Genomic DNA, 23,420 nt, shown 5'->3' with positions numbered 1-23,420 from the left:
AAAGGGAGGAATGCTGCTCCACTTAGTGGGTGTCCACCGTTAAAGATGATTCATCAGGTCTCTTTCCGTTCTGTAAGTCGGCAAGTGTTAACCCAAAATTCATTTGTAAATGGGGATAATCTTTAAATTGTGCCCAGTCACCACCCCATTCAAAGCCTAGAGCTTTTGCCATTTCCACGACCTCGTCCCAATCTGATTTCCCATTCTGATTCCCGTCGTATTGCATATCCCAAATGACATTTTCTGTAGGGGTTTTTATAGCAAAGTCAATGGCAAGCCCAAAGTTATGAAAGGATTCACCGCCCCTAGCATGCGTTACGATATTTCCCTCTACTGTCCGGCCTTGTTCATAAAGTCGATCCTGATCCTCCGCACTGCGAAAGTCATCCGTAATTAAGATAACAATCCCTTTTTCGGCAGCTTGCTGGATTAACTGATTGCTCCGTTCCTTTACGATAGGATGGAGTTCAGTAGGGAAATCAGCAGATTCCATCGTTAACCAATTAAGCAAGTTAAGTCCTAAAGGGTTTTTCATAATGAAATATAGGATAAAAACAATAAATAATATGAGTGATAATTTCCCTCTCCAGTTAAGTTTCAAAATCGTATTCCTTTCTAACCTAAAAATCTCTCACTTTCTAAGACGAATAATGTAGACTCATTGTTTCAATTATTTGATTTCCTTATATTACAATTTTGTATAAAAAAAGATCCAGGTAAACTGGATCTTTACAAAGTTATTATTCAATTTATGCTTCTACTGACGTAACTTTCACTGTCCAATTAAATGGATCTTCTTTTTTACCAAGTTGTATCCCTGTCAGTTCATTATAGATATCTTGAGATAGCTGACCGATACGATTGTCATTGATGGTAATAGATTGTTCTTTCCAAGTTAGTTCACCAACAGGTGAAATTACAGCAGCGGTTCCTGCTCCAAAAACTTCCTCGACTTCACCGCGTTTGTGTGCGGCAAATACCTCTTCTATGGAAATCCTCTCTTCGCGTACAGGAATATTCCAATATTTTAGCAATTCAATGACTGAATCACGGGTGACACCTGGCAAAATACTGCCATTTAACTTTGGTGTTACCACTTCGCCATTAATCTTAAAGAAGATATTCATGCTGCCGACTTCTTCAACATATTTATTTTCTTTCGCATCGAGCCAAAGGATTTGGGCGTAGCCGCCTGCATCTGCCTTTTTTTGTGCCTTCAAGCTTGCAGCATAGTTGCCTGCTGTCTTTACATGGCCAACTCCGCCAATTACTGCACGAACGTATTGCTCTTCCACATAAATCTTAACAGGACTCAATTGGCTGCCATAATAGGCTCCAGAAGGGGAGAGGATGACGAGCAACTTATATTGATTGGCAGGTCGTACACCAAGATATGCCTCTGTTGAGAAAATAAAAGGACGAATATAAAGAGATGTCCCTTCACCATCCGGAACCCATTCTTTTTCTGTGGTAATTAATTGTTTAATACCTTCTAATAAAAACTCCTCATCAATTTGGGGAATGCACAGTCTGTCACATGATTCGTTGAAACGCTTCATGTTTTTTTCTGGACGGAAGAGCTGGATAGATCCATCCTTTGTTTTATATGCTTTCATTCCTTCAAAGATAGCTTGTCCATAATGGAAAACCATTGCTGAAGGCTCGAGTGTTAATGGCGCATATGGAGTAATTCTCGGATTAAACCAGCCCAGGTCACTATGATAATCCATTTCAAACATGTAATCACTGAAATACTTCCCGAAACCTAGTGAAGCGGTATCAGGCTTTGCTTGTAATTCTTCTCTTGGAATAAATGAAATCTCCTGTTTCATGCTCACACCTCATTTTTAATAATAAGTTCAGTTTTAAACATAATTCAATATTTCTAAACGGAATCATGTCGAAACCTCTGATAATTATATTTTTGAAATAGTAAAAATACTTTTCTATACTATACCATTATTTTTATTCAAACAGGTTAATTTTGATTTATTTTTGTCTAAGCAGTGACAATCATGGCTACTATACCCAAAAAACTCTGTCATATATGACAAATATAACTTGTGAGAAATTATTCATTTTTGTAATGTTAACCTCGTTACCATACTACTAATTTTAGTTATTACTATATAAATTAAGAGAATTTCATTGAAGGAAAGTGATAAAATGAACAAGCCTAAAATTGCATGGATTACAGATTCGACAGCTTCTCTTAGCAAAGAGTTTATTGAAAAGCACCACATTCATGTCATTCCCTTGCATGTTGTCATTAATGATAAATTTTACAAAGAAACAATAGATATAACTGAGGAAGATTTTTATAATCGAATGAAAAATGAGAATGGAAAATTTCAATCATCTCAGCCAAATATCGGAGACATTGTCGGCCTTTATGAAAAGTTAAAGGAGGATTATGACTTTGGTGTAGCCATTCATGCTTCCAGTACCTTAACTGGCACGTATCAAACCTCTGTTATGGCGGCGGAAATGGCTGGATTTAAATTGTTTGCCATCGATTCACATACCGGTTCCTATCCTTTATCCTTCCTGGTAAAAAGAGGTATAGAACTAGTTGAACAGGGTTTTGAAATGGGTGATGTTGTCGACCAATTAAATAAATTGCGGGAGCACACTCGATTATTTTTGGTACCATCCAACTTGGATCAGCTTCATAAGAGCGGCAGGGTATCTGGAAGTCAAAAAATACTAGCCTCACTATTTAATATAAAGCCGATTTTATCCATTGAGGATGGAGCCGCAAAGATTAAGGATAAAGTCCGAACTGAAAAGAAGGCGCATGCTTGGCTGGTAAATAATTTAAAGGAAGACCTAAATACAAAAACAGTTAAGAAAGTGGCGATTGTCCATGCGAACGATCGAGAAAAGGCGGATGGTCTTGAACAGGTTATAAATGAAACATTCCCAACGATCGAAACAGAGAAGTTAATGCTGATTACTGTTGCAGGTGTTCATACAGGTGTTGGCACACTTGGACTTTCGTGGGTTAATGAGTAAAAAAGTAAGAGACACCATATCCAATGTGATAAGGTGTCTCTTATTTAATATGCTATAATGATTTAGTCAGAAAATTTGTACCTTGCCTCATTCATCTTCTGTATAAGCTTCCGTTGTCGTGTCCCTGCAATCCCAGCATTCGGTTCGATTTCTCTCTGGGAGAGATAATTCGTTTCCACAAGAAATACAGATATCCATAAGACGAGACTCCCCTTTCTAGTGAAAATTAGGTTTTAAACTATATATATTCACCTATGCTTCATCTTATTCTCGACAATCCATTAAGTTTCTTGTAGTAGAAAAGACATAATTATTTTAGAATTGGTGCACAGAATACTTCATAATAATACATATATCTATAGACAAAGCAGGTGTAGAATGAGTATCGTTTTAGCATTATTGGCTGCCTTATTTGCTTCATTTACTGCAATTTTAGCAAAAGTAGGAATTGAAAATGTAAATTCCAACCTAGCGACCGCCGTTCGGACAATTGTGGTATTAATCATGGCTTTTATCATGGTAATGATAACGGGAAAGCTTGAGAAAATTTCTGCGATATCCACTAGCGCATTATGGTTTATTCTGCTATCTGGTTTTGCAACGGGCTTTTCATGGTTATTTTTCTTTAAGGCACTCGCCATTGGTGATGTTTCCAAAGTTGTACCGATTGATAAATCGAGTGTAGTGCTTACGATCATTTTTTCAATTCTGGTCTTAGGGGAGCCGGCAGAACCTCTAATAATGGCTGGGGGAGCAATCATAGCAATTGGAACGTTTATTTTAATTGGAAAAAATGAAGAAAAGAAACGATTTTCAGGATCACAGCGGTATATTGTGTATGCCATTTTAGGTGCTTTATTTGCGGCATTAACATCGATACTGGCAAAAGTGGGAATGGAAGATGTCGATTCCAATGTGGCTACTTTTCTACGCACAATTGTTATCCTGCTATTCTCCTGGGTGATAGTGTTTTTTCAAGGAACTCATAAGAAGTTGAAGGACATTTCGAAAAAAGGGTACCTCTTTTTAGTCTTATCCGGTGTGGCTACTGGCTTATCCTGGATATGCTATTTTGCTGCGCTCGCAATGGGGAAAGTTTCAATAGTAGCTCCGATTGATAAATTTAGCGTTGTGCTCACGATGATCTTGAGCTTTAGTATTTTAAAAGAAAAAGCCGCCAAACACACGATCATCGGCGGTATCGTCATAACGATTGGAACGGTGTTGTTGATTTTATAGGCTCAATGGGGATTAAGGCTTGGTCCAGGTTGTTTTTTAGGATCCCCTTTTTATAAAATTTTCTTTATCTGCCAAAATGATTCCTCCACCTGCAATTTTAAGTCACTTACCTGCATAGAATCTATTTTACCTGCATATATCGCTTATTTATCTGCCTAACAAATTCAGCCACTCAAACCCGACACAGAAAAAGCCAGGCTGCGGCCTGGCTAAGGTTTTTTTCTTCCGATATATGGATATTCCATCGGATCTTAGGATAAATTATCGATTCAGGTGCGGTTTTTGAGTTACCTTTTAAAAAAAAATCCTTTATCTGCCAAAATGATGCCTCTACCTGCAATTTTAAGTCGCTTACCTGCATAAATTCCATTTTACCTGCATATATCGCTTGTTTATCTTCCTAACAAATTCACCGGCAAAAGGTAATCCCGCTTACCTTTTTTAATAAACCTTATCACCGTTAAAAATAGAATTTTTCACAATAACATAATCTACATGGCGGATTGTGTCTAACTCTTTTCCTCCAGCATAGGAAATAGAGGATTGGAGGTCTTGCTCCATTTCAATTAAGGTATCCGTCAAAGAACCTTTGTGCTCCACGAGCATTTTCTTGCCTTCAACATTTTTTCGTTCACCTTTTTGATATTCAGACGCAGACCCGAAGTATTCTTTAAAGAGTTTTCCGTCTTTTTCAATCGTTTCACCAGGCGATTCTTCGTGTCCGGCAAAAAGGGAACCAATCATCACCATACAAGCACCAAACCGTATTGACTTCGCAATATCTCCATGGGTGCGAATCCCGCCATCTGCAATAATCGGCTTACTCGCTGCCTTTGCACACCAACGAAGCGCTGCCAACTGCCAGCCACCCGTTCCAAATCCCGTCTTAATCTTCGTGATACATACCTTACCAGGCCCAATTCCAACCTTTGTCGCGTCTGCACCTGCTCGTTCTAACTCGCGGACAGCCTCTGGAGTTCCAACATTGCCCGCAATCACAAAACTCTGGGGCAGATATTGTTTAATATGCTGAATCATCTTAATCACGGCATTGGAATGCCCGTGTGCAATATCGATTGTAATATATTCCGGAGAAAGCTGTTCTTCAGCTACCTGTTCAATAAAACGATATTCCTCCTCTTTGACTCCCACACTTATAGAGGCGAATAACCCACGCGACTGCATGTCTTTGATAAAATTAAGCCGCTTTTCTGGTTCAAAACGGTGCATGATATAAAAATAACCTTTTTCCGCTAAGAAGATCGCAATCTTGTCGTCAATGATGGTCTGCATATTGGCAGGTACCACAGGCAGTTTGAAGGTTCTGCTGCCAAAAGTAATAGAAGTATCACACTCTGTTCGGCTATTTACTACACTTTTTGCGGGTATTAATTGAATATCTTCATAATCGAATACACTATCCATAAGGGGCCTCCTCAAACAAAAATCATCAATGGTTTAGTGTGTTTGAAATGATTTCTTTTTATTCAATTTTAAAAAATTCCTCCTAATCTCTACATAAAAGTGTGGGTTAAAGGTAATTGTAAGCATGAACTCATTTTAGGAGGAATTGTATGAAGACATTTAAACTCATATTGGCCAGCTTATGTATTTCTGTGGTCGTTGCTGGGTGTAATATGAAAGAAGAGGGACGGGAAGCGGATCAGCATGGCGAGATGAGTAACCGCAATTTTGGTGCCTTAAATCCTGTTAAAAGTTTAGGTAATCCAGATTTAAACTTTATGAATACGAACAATAACAATAACAATAGCACCACCAACAATAGAAATGATTTTAGGGTGTTGGAGGTAGCAGAGGGGAAGGTACAGAACCTAGATGAGGTTAAACGTGCAAATGTCATTGCGGTAAACCGTAATGCCTATGTAGGGGTTGTTATGGATGAGGACTTCCATGGTGAACTTTATCCATACATTGAGGATCAAATTGCCCAACAAGTACGGGCAGCCGATGCCTCTATTCATAATGTATATATTTCAAGCAACGATGACTTTGTCAAACAGATGAGACAATATCGAGGCCAACTTCAAAGTGGAAAGACAGCCGATGATGGCGGATTTAATACAATGGTGCGCAGAGTTTTTAATAACCATCAAGGTATTAACCGGGACTAATTTGGCCGGAAAAATAAAGGAGAAAACATTTCTGAGTGGTAGAAATGTTTTCTCCTTTTGCTTTTTGGGGTGCCTTGGGGACGGTTCTCTTGGTCCATTTTAGGCATTTCCTAGTCGGTTAACTATAGCACGCCCTGGTAAACAGTAGCAAATAAAAGCCACAAGAACCGTCCCCACGGTCACCCTTGGCTCACATCAATCAACGTAACTTCATTGGTCTGATTTAAAGCATCCTTCAATACTTGTTCAAACTCATTTAATTGATGGGGTCTTACTCCTCTTATTCCAAAGCTTTCAGCAAGCTGTACAAAGTCGGGGTTTCCAAAGCCTGTACCAAAGCTTTTGCTGAATTTTTCCTCCATCATTTGTTCTTCTAATTTTAACCCATCATTATTTAAAACAATGACGATGAACGATAAACCTAAACGTTTTGCTGTCTCTAGTTCGGCAATATTCATCAAAGCCCCTCCATCTCCCGTAATGCAAATAACAGGGGCTTCTGGGGAGGCTAATTTTGCACCAATCGCACCAGGGATAGCAATGCCCATGGATGCTAATCCATTTGAGATGATAAGGGTACCGGCTTGTTTTGGCTGGTAGGTACGGGCAATGGATATCTTGTGGGTACCTACATCAGAAAGAACAATGGTGTTATCCGGGGCTAGTCTTTCTATAAGTAGTAAGATATTTTCTATCGATAATGATTGATTTTCTTTTTGACCTAGATATGAATCCATAATCTGTTCTTTTAAATTTCCGGATGGAGCCCATGGTTTGGAAATTAAAGCAAGTTTATTAAGCATTCTGAACGTCTCCACTAAATCTCCGACCAATTCCCCCTTGATAGGGTAGTATTCGTCCATTTCAGCCGGAAGAGCATCGATATGTAAAATGGGGCGCTGTTTTTTATTCCAATCCTTAGGGAGTTTTTCTACAAAGTCAAAACCAACAACAATTAATAAATCAGATTCCTCGATTATCGGTAAGACTTCATCCTTTTTATTAAAACCAAATGTAAAATAATTAAGAGGATGGTCTTTCGATAAAATCCCTTTTGCCATAAAACTATGGATAACAGGTGATTTAAGATTCTTTATAAATGTAGTGATCTCTTCAGCTGCCTTTTGTCTTATAACCATGTTTCCTACAATAACAAGTGGTTTATAACTCTGACTGATCATTGTAAGAGCATCCACAATCGCTTGTGACGTAGGTGTAGTTTTGGGAATAGGTGTTACGGGTATTGGTTTTGTTAAAGTCATTTGTGGCGCTAAGTTCTCTGGCAATTCAATTAAAACAGCACCTGGCTTTTCCATCTTTGCTGACCGAAATGCCTTACGGATGATGGCAGCTATGGTTTGTGGATCTTTGATTTGAACAGACCACTTTACAGCTGGTTCAAATAGTTTTACGATGTCTAAATATTGGTGTGATTTTTGATGCTGCCTTTCTAGACCGGCTTGTCCTGTAATGGCTACAACTGGAGAATGGTCCAGATTTGCACTTGCAATTCCGGTTATAAGGTTAGTGGCTCCAGGTCCTAATGTTGCTAAGCAAACGCCAACTTTGTTGGATAATCTCCCGTAAACATCTGCCATAAACGCTGCTCCTTGTTCATGACGAACATTTACAAACTGGATTTGTTTTGATCTGGACAAGGAATCCATCAGGTCGAGGGTTTCCTTCCCCATAATTCCAAAAACATACTCAACACCCTCATTTTCTAAGCACTGAACAAGTAAATCGGTTGCCTTCATAAGAATCTCCTTTCAAGCTGCATTTACCTATTTTCCCCTTTTAATTGCTAATAAAACAAAAAACTACTTCGGTGAGAAATAGTTTTTTAGCAGGTATATATTTTTTCAGCGAATACATTGGGGACGGTTCTTTTGGTCTAATTTAGTAACCATTAAAAGCCATCTGAACCGTCCCTGTTGTCCCATTTTATTTTAGCTTTTTATTGGTTTTACGAGTCTAGGCAGCAATCGTAAGACAAGTTCGAGCCAAAACCAACTATATACAAGAGAAAATGAGTAAATAATGATGAAATTCACGACTCTAAATTGAATTAAAAATGGACCTAAAACAGGAAATTGAATGAGATAGAGTAAGATACAAATCCCAACACATAAAAACAAGCCTGAAAGGCATATAACTTTCCATCCCTTGTTAAAAAGGATAAGCCCAAAACTGATTCCAAGGGCCAGCGCACCAGTCGTAAAAGGGAAGATAAAAAGCTCAGAAGGCTGAATGAGAAGCAATAAGAAAATGGTAAGAATATAGCTCAATATCCCAAATGTTGGTGAAATTAACATGCTTATGATTATGGGGGCACTGGAAAAAGGGCTAATGAGCATCCCGATTCCTGGAATGACTCCGCCTGCTGATTGCAAGATAGCAGCGATCAACCCCATCAACGAAGAAGCAACCAATTTAAAGGTGAAGCTTCTCCGATCTCTGAGGATAACGATAACTGGTAAGATTGATTTCTTTATGTCTTTATTCCAAAACATAGAAAAGCCACCCTTTTTGTTTTAAGTGAATGTGCATACTCCTGACAGAGAAATGAACATCTTGCTTTCTTTAAGAATATTCTTAAACCAATGTTTGTAGAATATAGGAAAAAGTGGGCAAACATACCAGTGGTTTCGCGATAACGGGAGGAAAGAAATTATGTATAACTCATATTCAAAAAAAGAGGAAGCAAAAAGAAGACCTTTCGCAGCCAGTGTTAACTATTACAATTATTTTATAACTTATTGAAAATCCTAAAAAGGAATCTCATCGTCTGATATATCCAATACCTGTCTCTTTTCAACAGGTATTTCTTCGTCACTACATATTTCATCACATTTTGGGCAACTGATGAATGTATCGTTCAGATGATAGCCTACATACCCATCTGTCAGTTCTTGGATATACCAAATGGTTTCCGAATCAATCTCAAATGTATAATCACAATGGAGGCAATAAAATTCCGCACTGCCATAATCTTCTTTTTGGACTTCTTTTTCTTCTTTTTCTTTTTACCCATATTTTTCACTCCATTTAATGCCAAATAATTATACAATAGTACTAGATTAAACGTTTGAAGTGGACAGAAAATTGATATTTTGTGAGGGGCAGAGCAATGAGTGCATATATACATCTTTTAAACTACATACCTTTTTTTGAAGATGAGAACATAGTATTTGCAGGTGGGAGGCGGGGTATCCACAATATGACGAAAAGCTGAAGGAATTCATTAAGGAAGTATATAGAACAGATTTAATGAAAAGTAACTATTTAGATTACTTAGATAAGAGGCTAACAGGCAGGGATTATGCTGCTGCTGTTACTTCAGCCGATTTTGAATTGTTAAGAGCAATCCTAACTTTTTATGTACGGCAAGATCGTTTTGTTGAAGGTGCATGGGCAACTTCTGCTAAAGAGGGTGTGTTTTTAAAAATTCTCTATCGATTAAAAGAATTAGGCGGATACCTGAAGGTCGATGATAGTAAATTGAAAGAGGCAATCAAAAAGGCGAAACTAGGGCTTGAGAAGTATATGAAAATAATGGATCTAGTAAATAGTGTAGACGTATCAAAAGACAAAGAATTCCAAAGAGCATTTAATGGCTTTTATCGAGTAAGGCAGCGGCCGCAGGCTTTTTATGATACCTTCTACTCCTTTATGGAAGAAAACAAAGGAAGCACACCATCATTTGGAAAAACTTTAAAGTACATTGAAAAAGAACTAGGAAGAATTGAACCATCCTTTTCAAGTAAATTAGTTGCGACCATCAATCCAGATTTTCCAATTTGGGATTCCGTCGTCCTGAATAACCTACAATTAAAGCCGCCAGCTTATTATAGAAAAGATAGAATGGAAGAGACGATTAGATTATATGAACGGATCATTGATTGGTATAAAGATTACCTTAAAGATGAAGAAGGACAGAAAATTATAGAGTTATTTGATGAAGAGTACCCAAACACCGGTATAACAGATATTAAAAAAATAGACTTTGTCATATGGCAAATAAGAGACAATCAATAGTTCGTTTACTATACAGAAACTACAGGAAGAGTCCTTATAGTAAGGTGTATACTCGCAGATACATTTAGGAAGGGGGTAAGGATACTTTGGATGAAAGAAATCTAGAACTAGCTAAACAACTGCGTCATGAACTGCACCAGCACCCTGAACTTTCGAATGAAGAGGTTTGGACGAAACAGCATCTAATCAATTTTCTAAAAAAGAATACGAAGCTGGAAATCGTGGATAGAGGACTTTGGTTTTATGCGATTTATCGAGCAGGTGAGGATAAAAAGAACATTGCTTTTCGTGCGGATTATGATGCACTTCCAATTCAGGAAATGATCGACATACCACACGCTTCCAAGAATCCAGGGGTATCCCACAAATGTGGACATGATGGGCATGCTGCTAGCCTAGCCGGCTTTGCCCTCGAAGTCGACCAATACGGTGCAGACAAAAACATCTTTTTCCTTTTCCAGCACGCGGAGGAAACGGGAGATGGAGCGATCCAATGTGCCACTTTTATTCAGGAACATAACATTGAAGAAATTTTTGCCTTTCATAATATGAGTGGAATGGCTTTTAACTCCATCAATGTCATCGACGGAACCGCCCATTGTGCGTCCAAGGGCATGACTATCCACATGGAAGGTTCTCCTGCTCATGCCAGCCAGCCTGAGAATGGAGTCAATCCTTCATTTGCTATCGCAAAGATCATTGATGCTATTCCAGAGCTTACCTCTCCTGAAAGCAATGAAGGATTGGTACTTTGTACGGTTGTTCAAGTAAACATAGGGGAAAGAGCATTCGGTTTAGCAGCTAGCAATGGTGAGCTTCTCTTAACCATCCGTGCTCTGTACGAAGCAGAATTAGATAACCTTCAGAAAAACCTTGAAGATCTTGCACGAGAGCAAGCAGAAAAGTACGGACTGAAGGTAAGCTTCTCCTACAACGATAAATTTCCGGAAACTGTAAACCACAAAGGAAGTTCTGACAAGATCCGTAAGGTAAGCCAAGAAAAGGGATTTAAGTTGGTTGAAATGAAGGAAACCTTCCGTGCCTCAGAAGACTTCGGCTACTACACGAAGTTGACCAAGGGGGCAATGTGCTACATCGGAAACGGTGAAAATTACCCTCATATTCACACCTATGAATATGACTTCCGTGATGAAATCATTGAAACTGCGGTTGAACTTTTCAAAGGACTTGCTGAAATTTGAGTACTCCGAGGCGAACAGTGCCAGGCATTGTTCGCACTTTTTTGCGCGAAAAACTTGTTTAATTTTTCACTCTGAAAATTTTCCGGATATCAGCACTAACCCGAAAAAACAAATGATTGTACCACTGCGTTATTTTTATATGTTGCACTATCGCAAATATTAAGATCTTCAAAAAGATAGACAGTTACTTCCTTATTGTCTGGATTAACGATCCAGTACTCGCTCACCCCACAAGACATGTACAGATCGAGTTTCTTAATAAGATCTTTTTTTCGTGTACTCTTCGAAAGTACTTCTACGACAAGTGATGGAACACCTTTATAATAGTCATCCAGATCACAAATAATCATAATATCGGGTTGAACAATATTAATGTTTTCGGTTGTTCTTCCAAGCTCAATATCGTATGGAGCGACCATCGGAGTACAATTTGTCTCTTGGAAAAAATTATAAAAGCCAAATAACTCAGTTATAACGATTTGATGAGCAGTTTTTGGCAAAGCGACCAAGTATATTTCTCCGTCAATATACTCGTACCTTTCATCGGACGACTGTTGTAAGTGAAGAAACTCATCAAAAGAAGCTTTCTTTCCAAGATAACTGTATTCTGGTGCTTTTTCATGGTACCTATCTGATACGTTTGTATATCCTGTTGCCGATTCTTTAATCGAAGTTAGTTTAGCGATTTCTAAACCGTTTCGTGTAATGACAATATCCTCTTGTGCCGCTAGCATTAAATACTTTCCGAAATTATTTTGTAAATCAGTTGAGCTGATGATCATAATGGGCACCTCCAATATTAGCTAAAATAATTTAGCTAATTGGATTGGTATATTTATATTTTCAAGTGAAATGAATTTATACCCCTATATTACTTTAGGTCCTTTCGTATTTTATTAATATAATTATAAAAAACACGAGGGGAATTATATGAATACACTAACTAAGGGAGCCCTTTCGATGGTATTAGCCGGTTCTGTTACGTTTTCTGTCGCCAACACCTTGTTAGGCGATCAGTCTTATATACGATTAGCAGAAGAAAATGCCTCAACCATAGCCGAAGACCCAAAAAAAGCGGATATAATTAACCAAGCAGAAAAAACGGTGAAAGACCAAACGCCGGCAACGAGTGGGACAGCTGAGCAACCCAATCTCGCTTCTAATGATGCTCCTATTCAAGTGGCTTTAAATAATCAAAAAGAGAGTGTTGTGGCTATAGCGGCCATTCCGCAGAATAACAAGGAAATAACCGAGGGTACTACACCAAAACCGATTAATACGAATCAGACCACAACATCAACACCTTCAGCACCATCGACACCTGTACCCACTTTACCGACAACACCTGTACCAGCACCTGTACCAGCACCTGCACCTGCACCACCACCAACGACGACGACGGGAAATAATGACACAAGTGCAGCAAATTATGGACAAGAAGTTGCTCAAGTTGCAAAGGAAAAGGCTGAGAGCCATCAAGAGAATAAAGGAAACAACGGCAAGAAAAATTAATTCTTTTAAAAGGATCACCTAATGATGGTGGTCCATTTTCCTGTGTTTTAAAAAAAGTCTTCCCCATATGAGGAAGACTCTCCATTACATATATTCTTTAACGTTAGCCATTGATGTTTCTTGAGTTACATTACCATTTCGTTTTAGTTTATTCCAACCAACGGTTACTCCCTTTATGGCTGAGAGGATGGATTTGATCACTACATATGTCATTAGCTGTTTGTACAATATACGTTGCAGAAACAATGAACTTAGTGGTTTTGGACTTTCTTTTTCCAAGCGAAACGCATATAGAGCAGTAAAGAAGTCCAATAAGTAAAAAAGAATAAATCCAATCACTGCTTTTTCAGGCTGTGGACTAAAAAGGGCAATAATGAACAATAGATCTGCAATTGGCGAGATGGTTTGATAAAAATATTGGAAAAGCCACATATTGGGGAGGCCAATATAACCTAATGTTTTGTGTTTTTTATTGAATAAAGCCCCACGATGCTTCCATAAGCATTGTAACGTACCATAAACCCATCGGTAACGCTGTTTTGCCAGACTATTAATATCCTCTGGAGCTTCTGTATAGGCATAGGCCTTTTCTTCAAATTCAATCTTTTTCCCATGACGTAAAAGGGTAAGGGTGATATCGGTATCTTCTGCTAGTGTATCCTCTTGAAAATAGCCTGCTTCTTCTACCTCCGTCTTTCTCCATGCACCGATCGCTCCTGGTACAACTGTAATGCAATTAAGCACGGCAAAGGCCCTTCTTTCTAAGTTAAAGCCTGTCACATATTCGATATGCTGCCAGTTAGTCAGGAGGTTCCCCTTATTACCGACCTTTACATTACCGGAAACAGCCGCTACATTTTCGTCTTTAAAATGACTAACAAGCAAGGAGATGGCATTTTCAGCAATGAGTGTATCAGCGTCAAGAGCCACCACAATTTCCCCGTTTGCCTCTTTGAAACCAAGATTAACAGCAGAAGATTTTCCCCCATTTGGTTTTTTAATTAATCTAACAAAAGGTTGGTTGGTATATGCTTCTTGGACCACTAGAGCTGTATCATCCTTGGATCCATCGTCGATAATCAGTATCTCAAAAGCTGGGTAATCGCTGGATAAAATCGAATCAATTGTTTTGCGAATGACCTTTTCCTCGTTATAAGCAGCAATCACAACACTGACAAAAGGGGTAAAGCTAGGGTCAATCTCAGTTTTTTTATATCTTTTTACTTGTTTTCTCGAAAGGATTACTAGGATAAACAACCGCAAGATTCCAATAAGGATAGCGGAGTAAAACAGGAAGATTAATCCTTCGCGCCAGCCTTGTATGACCATAAACACAGCCTTGTCATAGACCAAATAAGGGTTGTCCGGGTCAGTAACGGGCATGATCTGATGATTACTTTTTTCAATGAGATCTGCAACAGTGGTAAATGTATAGCCGCGCTTTTTCAATTCGGTGATAATAATAGGCAGGGCTTTTACCGTGTTGGAGCGGTCGCCGCCTGAATCGTGCAGCAAAATGATATTACCTTCTGGAAGTTGGTCGAGTACCTCATTGACAATTTTATCACTAGAATAACCTTGCCAATCCTCGGAGTCGATTAATTCTCCGACCATGGTATAACCTAACTTCTGAGCTTGTAACATAGGCAGCAATTTGTCACTTGAGTTCGGTTCGGCATCAGCCACATATGGCGGTCGGAACAGAGTCATCGAATGACCTGTAATACCTTGAAATAAACGTTGATTCGCATTTAACTCCATTCTTGTTTGAAACGATGTGATGGATTCAATGTCTGGATGGGTAAAGGTATGATTGCCAATTTCATGGCCTTCATTATGAATCCTTTTAACAAGTTCGGGATGCAACATCGCATTCTCCCCAACGATAAAAAAGGTTCCTTTTATCTGATTCTTGTTTAAAATGTCCAATATTTGTGGTGTATAGGCTGGGTCTGGGCCGTCATCAAAGGTAAGGACCACTTCCTTTGATTCCGATTTACCATACCGACCCACAACTAAAGGCATTGGTATTTTCCTGTAGGTTTCGTTTTCTATCAAACCATGTGCATCCACTTGAATTGTTCGTTTCCCATTTTCTGATGGGGATATCATTTTTAAAATCTCTCCAGACCCTGTATAGTGCACGGTCTTAGGACTGTCGATGGTTTTAAGGGCACTGGAGGGATTGTCCATTTCCTTTGGTTTCTTAATGAAATTCCAGATAGAAGGATCTTCAGAACCGAGACGCCAAACGGCTATTCCGCTGGAGCCTATATTAAAAGCTAATTTCATTTGATTGTAAAATGTAGCAGCATCTAAAAACCAGACCGTATGGTTTTTTCCATCTTTTTTGTAACGTACATACGGGTTGCCTACTTGTTTATTCCAATGGATTTGAAGATTTGTCCCGATTCCCAAATCCATGACATCCCCAAACGTCATTGGATTTGCTGGTTTATTGGAGTTTTCTTCCCAGTCGTAACCGTAGCTTCCCAAACCTACAATCAATTTTTCGGAAGGAATTTGAAGCTGATTTAAACTTTCTATTACCCAATCAGTAGCTGCAACGGGTCCAGGTTGACTGATAGAGTGGTGCTGGTCATATAGCATGACAATCATCCGATCAACATTCGCTACCAAAGAAGCATAGTCATAACTATTGTTATTTGGCGGGACATCCATCGATACCATGAGATCTTGTTGATGAAATGCCTCATAGACCTTTTCCATAAAGTCAGTGAAATTCGCTTTATCTTCTGGATGGATTTCTTCAAAGTCTATGTTGATACCGTCGAAGTCATTGGTTTTCACGTACCCCAACATATCTTTAATAAACAGATCCTCAGCGCCTTCAGTAGTAAATAACTTGTGTAGGATTTCGCCGTCCCATTTATCATTTATAAAATTATTAACTAATGGGAGAATCTCAATATTATGTGATTTTGCTTCTTCAACAATAGAATGGTCAGTGCTGTTTTTAAGGGTTAGGTCAGGAGTAAGCTGCAGCCACTCCGGTATTAATGTTGTAATAGAATCACTATTTTTTTTGAAAGAAGTTTTGCTGTTTTCATCCCAATTGACGTAAAAACCATAGATTTCTTGTTTGTTTGCCTTTTGTGTATTTGCCCCATCCTCAATTTCCTGTATAACAAGCGAAGGATTCGTTTTTTGAATCTGGGAATCAAGCTCTTCTTCAGTGAAATTTGTGTTAACTGGCTCGATTGCGCTCTCTGCTGGGCTCTCATTCAATTGCAGCTCAGGAAATACTGGATTCGTATTTAGGCTTTCAATAAAAATGGTTGATACTAACACTATTAAAATAGCAAAGCCTGCGCACATTCGTTTAATGATTGACCAGCGTCTTTTGGCTGGGTCAAGAAAAACATGCTCCAGATTTTGTTCCCTTTTTTTTAGGCCCAAATTGTAAAACCAGTGGAAGAAAAAATAGCAGACAAGTCCAATCAAGCCTCCAAAGGCACCTGATGTAATGATTTGTGAAGACTGTATTTTATTTTTTAAGGTAGAAAATATCCAGAAATCTTCCAAAAAGCTTAAATCCTGAATCGGTAAATGACGCAGGTTAGGAATAAAAATCGTAATCAACGTGCCAAGGAATAGGGCGATGATATTAAGCCGGAACAATAATGAAAAAATAAACAATAATGGAATTCTTAAATTATCTAAAGGTAAAAAGGCCAGAAAAAAACCAAGTGTACTCGCAACTGCTCCGGCATTCCCCGTAACAGGTGCAAATAATGATTTAACGATCCACCTAAAAATACGATCCATTTTAGACTCCTCCCTCTAGGTGTAATGGCGAAAAATATTTTAGTAGATTGATTAATTTTTCGACAAAAAATGACTAACATAAAAAACTTAGGTAATCGTTTTTAGGTTTTGGGGGTGGATTAAAAAAATTTAAATTTTTTTAATGGAAATTGAGGAGAATTAGAGGGAAAATAAAAACCTCCTTTTTATATTGAACGTTGAACCGTATCATAAGTAAATGATTTTTTTGAAATATTGTATTTGAAGACTTGTAAATTAAGGTTTCCTTTTTATAGGTATTTTGTCAGAGAATATTGAACTGCTTAGTAAAAGATAGTTTTCTGATAAAAGGAGGGATAAAAATTGGAATGGTCTAAATGCAATGAAGATTTCGTAACTGGTAAAATACAAAACTGAAGAGATAGTAATAGAAATAAAGAATCATTCCTATAGGAAAGTATAAAAAGCTAAGAGACACATTGAGTTATTTAAATAGGTGTCTCTTTTATTTTGAGAGGGTATCCTTTACGGTGAACAATACCACAAATGGTATTGCATAGAGTAAGCGAACAGTGCCTAGCTCTAATCGCGTTTTTTATGGGCAAAATGTTTTTAACTCTCCTGTTTAAATCTATAATTAAATTATTCAACAATCTAGAAAAGAGAGTGAAAGATAATGGCAATTTTAAAAAATGATTGGGCTCCTTTATTGGAAGAGGAATTTGAAAAAACGTATTATCAACAATTAAGGGGAAAATTACAGACGGAATATCAAACGAAGGTCATTTATCCCGATCAACATGATATTTTTAATGCGCTCCACTACACATCCTATAAAGATACAAAAGTAGTGATTATCGGCCAGGATCCTTATCATGGCCATGGACAAGCCCATGGTTTAAGTTTCTCCGTTAAACCGGGAGTGAAAATCCCTCCATCATTACGTAATATTTATAAGGAACTTCAGGATGATGTGGGGTGCTCAATTCCTAATCATGGTTACCTAGTGGAATGGGCCAAACAAGGGATATTAATGTTAAATGCGGTCCTCACTGTCCAGGCTGGAAATGCAAACTCTCATAAAGGTCTGGGTTGGGAGTTGTTTACTAATAGAGTTATAGAAATATTGAATCAGAGGGAGACACCTATCGTATTCATCCTTTGGGGGAATTTTGCGCAGCAGAAACAACAATTGATTACTAATTCCCATCACTTTATTATTAAATCTCCTCACCCAAGCCCATTTTCTGCTCATAATGGATTCTTTGGCAGCCGGCCGTTTTCCAAAGCTAATAGGTTTTTGAGGGAAATTGGGAGTAAGGAGATAGATTGGCAAATAAATAATATACAGGGGGAAAGATAATGCAAAATCTATAAAAAAACTAATACAATTAGCGCCCGATATTATATGGATGGTAGTGAAATACTGATTAATCAGGTTCCTGATAAAAATCCAAGGAAGTTAACTCCAAAAGAGTGCGACCGTTTACAAGGATTTCCAAAGAAGTTTTTAATACCAGTTTCAGATACCCAAGCTTATAGGCAGTTTGGGAATTCAGTAGCAGTACGAGTGGAGGAGTTAATAGCCCATAATATGGTTGGTGCAATTGAAAATAGTGTTGGGTTTCAATATATTACTAATCAACAAGAGTTGGTACACAAAAGATAAAAACAAAAAGGATTCCTTCAGTGAGGGAATCCTTTTTGTATTATAAACTCTTATGATTTTTAAAATTTGTACAACCCCAAAAATAGCCATTGTTCCATTTGGCAATTTCCCTAAAACCACTACAACCAATTCTAGTGCAGGATTCTCTTGCTATATTAGTAGTATCTATATGTTGTCCTACTATTATCTGTGTATTTATAAATGAGTTGGCAGATATTGGAATATAATCAACGGGTTTTTTACCTGATATATTAGTTTCTTTAGGTGCAGTAACATGGTTAGTTAATAGCTCCGAACTGGTTAATTGTTTATACTTCCAATAAAAAATATTACTAACCTTAGCACTATTAATTACATCAAATATTCCGTACTTCTTATCGCCGGTAGGATTATCTGCTATATAATGATAAACATTGAATCCTAAATTCATTAACCATCTAAATAATGCTGCCTGACCTTTGTTTATACCATAATGACCGCCACTGTCAGGATACTTAAATTTAATTTCCAAGACTGCAGGCCCGTCATCAAAAATAATAAAAGCATCAAGATTAACAGGGTAAGTATCAAGGCAAACAGTTAAAAAATAGTTGGCAAAGTAACGTTGTAGAGCAACTTCCTCAAGAAGATTTTGTGACTCAAAAAAAGAAATTGCTCTTTCCTGGTTAAAGATATTTCTTGTACTTTCCTCTGCTAAAAGTATATCTCTGTCTTGAGAATTTGAACCGTATTTTTCAAGAAATTCTGATTTGCTTATATAATTGCTCTTATCAATCTGTGTATCAAGGTTATATGGCAATAAATCTAAAAAATATAAATCGTTATTAACTAATAGTACATGGTAACATTGAATATTTTTCTGTGATAGTAACTTATAAATTTCAATATCAGCAGTTAAAGGGAAATAGCTGGATACATGAAACAAAATATATTGGCCAAAGTTAAAGGGGTTTCGAATACTCCACCAGCCTTTACTCATCCAGGGATTCCAATTTTTTGGTGAAGCGATATCTTCCATAAATAATTCTTCTACAACCATACCTTCAAGCAGTTTGTGTTTATCACGCTTTAAGAATTCTCTAATACTATCTTTATCTTTAAAATTAAGATTCATTAGTTCATAACCACCTATAATGATTTATTTTAGGCCGTAAATCTTCAAGTAAGAAGATATATGCAAAAACAATTTAAATTTTAAAAACTGTATTAACAAAATTATACAATTAAACAATAATTTCTAGCTATGGAATTTTTTATTATTCTGTATAAAGTGGACTTCCAATAAATCCTATACCTTTTTACTAGTAAATAATCAGTTTTTAACCTTGGATATATACATTTTTAAAGGAATATGTTTGAAGAAATGACATAAAAAAAGCAATACTAATATTACCTGGGTCTATTTGAAAAATACAAAAACCTATATAATGGAAATATCTTTACAATATGGAGGAATGTAAGTGCTTAGGGATCTAAATGAACTTGCTATGATGACAAGAGAAAATTATAGTAATACATTTTCTAACAACGATTTTAAACTTAGCAGAGATTTTAAAGAAAGATTTAGCCGGGTTATGGAAGTTAAAAATAATGCTATACAGTATTTTGACTATTCTGCTGAGATAACTATCAATACAGGAAATAAAATCTTTTGTCCTAACCAGTGGTTTTACCTAGCTACATTCGTTGTTACATACCTTAATGAGCTTTTTAATTATAAAAGGATATTAGAAGAATTGGCTAATAGTGGTGTAGACGGTATGGCAAGAGGAAGATTTATGGAAAAAGTAAAAAATGTAAAGGGTAAAGATATTGATGAAACTTCTCCTCAAATAAAAGAGGCAATTATCAATTATTTCGGTGAAGACACAATGAGTGCAGATTTTCTATGCAATTTTTTAACAGATTATGATTGGTGGTTAGGCAGCAAGACAATTGACAGAACCGACTTTTTTTATTCCCCAGTACTTAATTTACTAGGGGTTGTGAATGTGAGTCAGAGTTATATTGCAGAGATTGCCTCGTTTTTGGCCTCCGATTCAGAACTGATGAACAGCGCCCTGCATTTACAGGAACAGGAGTTTAGCCGTTCTGATGTCCTTCCGGGTGAAAACTTAATAGTTTATGGTGCACCGGGAACAGGAAAGAGCCATTATTTGCGAGAAAATTTTCCAAACAGTACCAGAGTCGTTTTTCATTCTGAGTATTCATATTATGATTTTGTTGGAAGTTATAAACCTGTTCCGGTTTACTTGCAGACAGACATAACTATTAGAAGATTAAATGGTGAGTCTTTTGGCAATGGTGAGCCAAGAATCGACTATCAATTTGTACCTGGTCCCTTCATTAAAGTATTATTATTTGCTGTACGGAATCCTAATCGTACATTCACTCTTTTAATAGAAGAAATAAACAGAGCAAATGCGCCGGTCGTTTTTGGTGATATTTTTCAGCTACTGGACAGAAAAATAGATGGAAGCAGTGAATATCTTATTCAGCCAAATCAGGATCTATATAATTATTTACTCTCACTTGAGGATATTGGTGATGTTTTTGCAGAAGGTTTATTTCTTCCTGCAAATATGAATATAGTTGCTACTATGAATAGTGCGGATCAGGGAGTGTATGTACTTGACTCTGCCTTTAAACGCCGGTGGAAATTTAAATACATGGCAATTAGAGAATTGGGATTTACACATGAAAATCACTTAATATCTTATGCAGGTGATACATTCCCATGGAGAGTTATTCTTTCGTCTATTAATAAAAAGCTAAAAGATCTTCAAATAAACGAAGACCGTCTAATTGGCCCATATTTTATTAGTCCGGAAGAGATTGAAGATAGCACTAACTTTTCATCGAAACTTTTAATTTATCTTTGGGATGATGTTGTCCGATACAAAAGGAGAGAATTCTTTAATCAGGATATTAAAACATATTCTGATTTAGTTGCAAAATTCTTTAACAATGAGGATATTATGAATATCGCAGAAGATATGTATCTATTGCTTAGTGAAGGACAAATTCAAGCAGAACTGGAAATTGAAGGAGAACAAGAGGATTTAGAAGGCCGCTCGGAAGATGTGATATCGGAATGAGGAAAGGACTCACATATGGCGGTGAAATAGAGTGGCAATAGAAAATTCATACCATATTTTTATTGAATATGAGGAATACCAAAATACTTTTTCAGAAGAACTCACCAGTATCTGGGCGAAAAAAGGCATTTGTGTTTTGCAAAGGGAGAAAATTATATTTAAAGTTACTGGACTGTTGGTTTATAACAACACATTTTTTGTTATTTTTCCGAAATCCTATAAATTACCTGCTTTGGTGTCAGAAGAAAAAAGTCATATTGAGGTATTAACGAAAGTCTTATTAAAATACAGAAAAGAAGCTGTATTAGAACCGCTGGAATCCGAATTGTTAGACGGGAAAAAGGGCCAAAACAGAGGAAACATTATTACAGTGTATCATCTCATTCAAGATTTCCTACAAAACGGATATTTAAAAAAGGAAATTTACGTAAAGGTGCCAAACCAGAACGGTAGGATTGATTGGCCATCAACTATCAACAAAAAACAGCCAGCTTTGTCGGGGAACTCTGTAATATATATGGATCCCATCTATAAGAAAACAAAGGTTGACCAGCAAAATTTATTGTTAAAACTACACAGATATTGTGTTTACCAAGGAATCAAAAAGTATGGTTGGTTATTGGGTTTATCTCCGGATTTTGTTGAACCAGAGAATGATGTACTGAGTAATTATGACTTGAGCTTTATATTGAGCTTTTTGAACAAAGAATTGAATAACACTTTTATTGAGAGAGAAATTAATGTATTAAATCTGCTTGTCCTATATTTTGCTGGAATCAACCCAGAGAACCCTGAAGAAAAACTTGAGACATTGGCTACACCTTACTTTCAAAATGTTTGGGAAGCAATGTGCAGTGTTAACTTTAGTAATCAATATAATTTACTCAAACAATTAATTCCTAAATTAAAATGGGAAATCGAAAGTCATGCACCTGTCCAGTCACAGAGGCCGGATTTAATGATTATAAGGGAAAAAACATTATACATACTTGATGCAAAGTATTATAACATAGAGAAAAACCTTCCAGGCTGGGGTGATATTGTTAAACAGTTGTTTTATGCTTATACTATTTTTACTAATATAAAGGCCAAAAAAAGCGACTTGCCCCACTTAAAATTGCATAATATCACCACAGTTTATAATGCTTTTTTGTTTCCATCGAGTGATTCAGAAGCTATAAGCTATACAGGAAAAGTTGAAGTTGAGGGTAATAACCAGCTTGGTAACATAAAGGCATTTAAGGTAAATACCTTTTTAATGATGAAGTGCTATATAGGGGTAGAAAAAATCTCCTATATTAATAATTTTATTAAAGTAAGCATGGAAATAACTTGAGTTGAGATATTTACCCATTGAATAAAGGCACTTGATATAATTGAAGGAGAAAGTCATCTTCTTAGGCCCTCTCCCTCCTGTATAATAAAAAAATCCATCGTACCAAAATGTTTTAAACATAAAAGCCCGAAATCATTTAATGACTTCGGGCTGCACTTATTTAAAATAATGAACATCCAAATTTGATACTGTTTTAACAAGTAAGGAGCGGTCTAAGAATCGATTGGTATGCTCTGCGCAAAGCGGGTCACCAGAACAAAGTCTTGCTTCATTAAGTGCTTTCCACAGGACATTGTGAAAAAGCCCTCCAAGACTTCCTTCTGCATCAGGAGTAGCTGTATAGATTAATATACCAGCCATACTTTCTAAAAATATCTGATATCGAATTTTTCTGTCCAACTCTGAGGATGG

Annotated in this window: 19 protein-coding genes; 10 read left to right on the top strand and 9 right to left on the bottom strand. The window is 37.1% G+C overall.

Annotation, left to right across the window (positions count from 1 at the left end; all coding sequences use genetic code 11):
- Window positions 1-22: 22 nt before the first annotated feature.
- Together ABC255_RS26845 and ABC255_RS26840 are read right to left on the bottom strand one after the other, a co-directional pair.
- Window positions 23-535 carry a M15 family metallopeptidase gene (locus tag ABC255_RS26845; RefSeq protein ID WP_412998645.1) on the bottom strand — a complete coding sequence of 171 codons (513 nt, stop codon included), beginning with the start codon at window positions 533-535 and terminating at the stop codon, window positions 23-25.
- Window positions 536-749: 214 nt separating this feature from the next.
- Window positions 750-1,832 carry a branched-chain amino acid aminotransferase gene (locus ABC255_RS26840; protein WP_412998179.1) on the bottom strand — a complete coding sequence of 361 codons (1,083 nt, stop codon included), beginning with the start codon at window positions 1,830-1,832 and terminating at the stop codon, window positions 750-752.
- 334 nt (window positions 1,833-2,166) lie between these two features.
- Between ABC255_RS26840 and ABC255_RS26835 the strand changes: the two genes are divergently transcribed.
- Together ABC255_RS26835 and ABC255_RS26830 are read left to right on the top strand one after the other, a co-directional pair.
- Complete coding sequence (locus tag ABC255_RS26835) at window positions 2,167-3,015, top strand: DegV family protein (RefSeq protein ID WP_412998178.1); 849 nt, start codon at window positions 2,167-2,169, stop codon at window positions 3,013-3,015.
- Window positions 3,016-3,393: 378 nt separating this feature from the next.
- Window positions 3,394-4,254 carry an EamA family transporter gene (locus tag ABC255_RS26830; RefSeq protein WP_412998177.1) on the top strand — a complete coding sequence of 287 codons (861 nt, stop codon included), beginning with the start codon at window positions 3,394-3,396 and terminating at the stop codon, window positions 4,252-4,254.
- A 441-nt stretch (window positions 4,255-4,695) separates the two neighbouring features.
- Here ABC255_RS26830 and guaC read toward each other — a convergent pair whose 3' ends face one another.
- Window positions 4,696-5,679, bottom strand: coding sequence for a GMP reductase (gene guaC, locus ABC255_RS26825; protein WP_412998176.1), 984 nt, complete (start codon window positions 5,677-5,679; stop codon window positions 4,696-4,698).
- A 149-nt stretch (window positions 5,680-5,828) separates the two neighbouring features.
- Here guaC and ABC255_RS26820 point away from each other — a divergent pair, with 149 nt between their 5' ends.
- Complete coding sequence (locus tag ABC255_RS26820; protein ID WP_412998175.1) at window positions 5,829-6,386, top strand: YhcN/YlaJ family sporulation lipoprotein; 558 nt, start codon at window positions 5,829-5,831, stop codon at window positions 6,384-6,386.
- A gap of 179 nt (window positions 6,387-6,565) precedes the next feature.
- Here the strand turns inward: ABC255_RS26820 and ABC255_RS26815 are convergent, their stop codons facing one another.
- Together ABC255_RS26815 and ABC255_RS26810 are read right to left on the bottom strand one after the other, a co-directional pair.
- Entirely contained in the window at window positions 6,566-8,143 is a 1,578-nt protein-coding gene (locus ABC255_RS26815) for an acetolactate synthase large subunit (protein ID WP_412998174.1), read from the bottom strand.
- A 192-nt stretch (window positions 8,144-8,335) separates the two neighbouring features.
- Window positions 8,336-8,899 carry a hypothetical protein gene (locus ABC255_RS26810; protein WP_412998173.1) on the bottom strand — a complete coding sequence of 188 codons (564 nt, stop codon included), beginning with the start codon at window positions 8,897-8,899 and terminating at the stop codon, window positions 8,336-8,338.
- Between the two features lie 676 nt (window positions 8,900-9,575).
- Here ABC255_RS26810 and ABC255_RS26805 point away from each other — a divergent pair.
- Window positions 9,576-10,424, top strand: coding sequence for a DUF6508 domain-containing protein (locus ABC255_RS26805; RefSeq protein ID WP_412998644.1), 849 nt, complete (start codon window positions 9,576-9,578; stop codon window positions 10,422-10,424).
- 86 nt (window positions 10,425-10,510) lie between these two features.
- A complete protein-coding gene (locus ABC255_RS26800) occupies window positions 10,511-11,626 on the top strand; it encodes a M20 metallopeptidase family protein (RefSeq protein ID WP_412998172.1) in 1,116 nt (371 codons plus the stop codon).
- Window positions 11,627-11,721: 95 nt separating this feature from the next.
- On the opposite strand, the gene ABC255_RS26795 is transcribed toward ABC255_RS26800, so the two are convergent.
- Window positions 11,722-12,408, bottom strand: a complete 687-nt coding sequence (locus tag ABC255_RS26795; protein WP_412998171.1) for a type II toxin-antitoxin system prevent-host-death family antitoxin — start codon at window positions 12,406-12,408, stop codon at window positions 11,722-11,724.
- A gap of 148 nt (window positions 12,409-12,556) precedes the next feature.
- On the opposite strand from ABC255_RS26795, the gene ABC255_RS26790 reads away from it, so the two are divergent.
- Window positions 12,557-13,138 (top strand): hypothetical protein, encoded by a 582-nt coding sequence (locus ABC255_RS26790; RefSeq protein ID WP_412998170.1) that lies wholly within the window; start codon window positions 12,557-12,559, stop codon window positions 13,136-13,138.
- An 84-nt stretch (window positions 13,139-13,222) separates the two neighbouring features.
- Here ABC255_RS26790 and ABC255_RS26785 read toward each other — a convergent pair whose 3' ends face one another.
- Window positions 13,223-16,927 (bottom strand): polysaccharide deacetylase family protein, encoded by a 3,705-nt coding sequence (locus tag ABC255_RS26785; protein WP_412998169.1) that lies wholly within the window; start codon window positions 16,925-16,927, stop codon window positions 13,223-13,225.
- 655 nt (window positions 16,928-17,582) lie between these two features.
- Between ABC255_RS26785 and ABC255_RS26780 the strand changes: the two genes are divergently transcribed.
- Together ABC255_RS26780 and ABC255_RS26775 are read left to right on the top strand one after the other, a co-directional pair.
- Entirely contained in the window at window positions 17,583-18,269 is a 687-nt protein-coding gene (locus ABC255_RS26780) for a uracil-DNA glycosylase (RefSeq protein ID WP_412998168.1), read from the top strand.
- Window positions 18,270-18,275: 6 nt separating this feature from the next.
- Window positions 18,276-18,575: a DNA cytosine methyltransferase gene (locus ABC255_RS26775; RefSeq protein ID WP_412998643.1), complete on the top strand. Its 300-nt coding sequence runs from the start codon at window positions 18,276-18,278 to the stop codon at window positions 18,573-18,575.
- Window positions 18,576-18,615: 40 nt separating this feature from the next.
- Here ABC255_RS26775 and ABC255_RS26770 read toward each other — a convergent pair whose 3' ends face one another.
- Window positions 18,616-19,689, bottom strand: coding sequence for a hypothetical protein (locus ABC255_RS26770; protein WP_412998167.1), 1,074 nt, complete (start codon window positions 19,687-19,689; stop codon window positions 18,616-18,618).
- 346 nt (window positions 19,690-20,035) lie between these two features.
- On the opposite strand from ABC255_RS26770, the gene ABC255_RS26765 reads away from it, so the two are divergent.
- Window positions 20,036-21,673: an AAA family ATPase gene (locus tag ABC255_RS26765; protein ID WP_412998166.1), complete on the top strand. Its 1,638-nt coding sequence runs from the start codon at window positions 20,036-20,038 to the stop codon at window positions 21,671-21,673.
- A 31-nt stretch (window positions 21,674-21,704) separates the two neighbouring features.
- A complete protein-coding gene (locus ABC255_RS26760) occupies window positions 21,705-23,009 on the top strand; it encodes an LlaJI family restriction endonuclease (protein WP_412998165.1) in 1,305 nt (434 codons plus the stop codon).
- Window positions 23,010-23,165: 156 nt separating this feature from the next.
- Here ABC255_RS26760 and ABC255_RS26755 read toward each other — a convergent pair whose 3' ends face one another.
- Window positions 23,166-23,408, bottom strand: coding sequence for a hypothetical protein (locus ABC255_RS26755; protein ID WP_412998164.1), 243 nt, complete (start codon window positions 23,406-23,408; stop codon window positions 23,166-23,168).
- Window positions 23,409-23,420: the final 12 nt, after the last annotated feature.

This window comes from Neobacillus canaveralius (assembly GCF_047237705.1).
In the GTDB taxonomy this organism is placed as follows: Bacteria; Bacillota; Bacilli; order Bacillales; family Cytobacillaceae; genus Neobacillus; species Neobacillus niacini_K.
The sequence above is the reverse complement of the archived record's forward strand: the minus strand, read 5'-3'. Positions and strand labels throughout refer to the sequence as shown.

Excerpts from the sequence above, each read along its gene's own strand:
- ABC255_RS26845 (WP_412998645.1), bottom strand. The coding sequence starts at position 535 with ATGAAAAACCCTTTAGGACTTAACTTGCTTAATTGGTTAACGATGGAA.
- ABC255_RS26840 (WP_412998179.1), bottom strand. The coding sequence starts at position 1,832 with ATGAAACAGGAGATTTCATTTATTCCAAGAGAAGAATTACAAGCAAAG.
- ABC255_RS26835 (WP_412998178.1), top strand. The coding sequence starts at position 2,167 with ATGAACAAGCCTAAAATTGCATGGATTACAGATTCGACAGCTTCTCTT.
- ABC255_RS26830 (WP_412998177.1), top strand. The coding sequence starts at position 3,394 with ATGAGTATCGTTTTAGCATTATTGGCTGCCTTATTTGCTTCATTTACT.
- guaC (WP_412998176.1), bottom strand. The coding sequence starts at position 5,679 with ATGGATAGTGTATTCGATTATGAAGATATTCAATTAATACCCGCAAAA.
- ABC255_RS26820 (WP_412998175.1), top strand. The coding sequence starts at position 5,829 with ATGAAGACATTTAAACTCATATTGGCCAGCTTATGTATTTCTGTGGTC.
- ABC255_RS26815 (WP_412998174.1), bottom strand. The coding sequence starts at position 8,143 with ATGAAGGCAACCGATTTACTTGTTCAGTGCTTAGAAAATGAGGGTGTT.
- ABC255_RS26810 (WP_412998173.1), bottom strand. The coding sequence starts at position 8,899 with ATGTTTTGGAATAAAGACATAAAGAAATCAATCTTACCAGTTATCGTT.
- ABC255_RS26795 (WP_412998171.1), bottom strand. The coding sequence starts at position 12,408 with ATGATCATCAGCTCAACTGATTTACAAAATAATTTCGGAAAGTATTTA.
- ABC255_RS26790 (WP_412998170.1), top strand. The coding sequence starts at position 12,557 with ATGAATACACTAACTAAGGGAGCCCTTTCGATGGTATTAGCCGGTTCT.
- ABC255_RS26785 (WP_412998169.1), bottom strand. The coding sequence starts at position 16,927 with ATGGATCGTATTTTTAGGTGGATCGTTAAATCATTATTTGCACCTGTT.
- ABC255_RS26780 (WP_412998168.1), top strand. The coding sequence starts at position 17,583 with ATGGCAATTTTAAAAAATGATTGGGCTCCTTTATTGGAAGAGGAATTT.
- ABC255_RS26770 (WP_412998167.1), bottom strand. The coding sequence starts at position 19,689 with ATGAATCTTAATTTTAAAGATAAAGATAGTATTAGAGAATTCTTAAAG.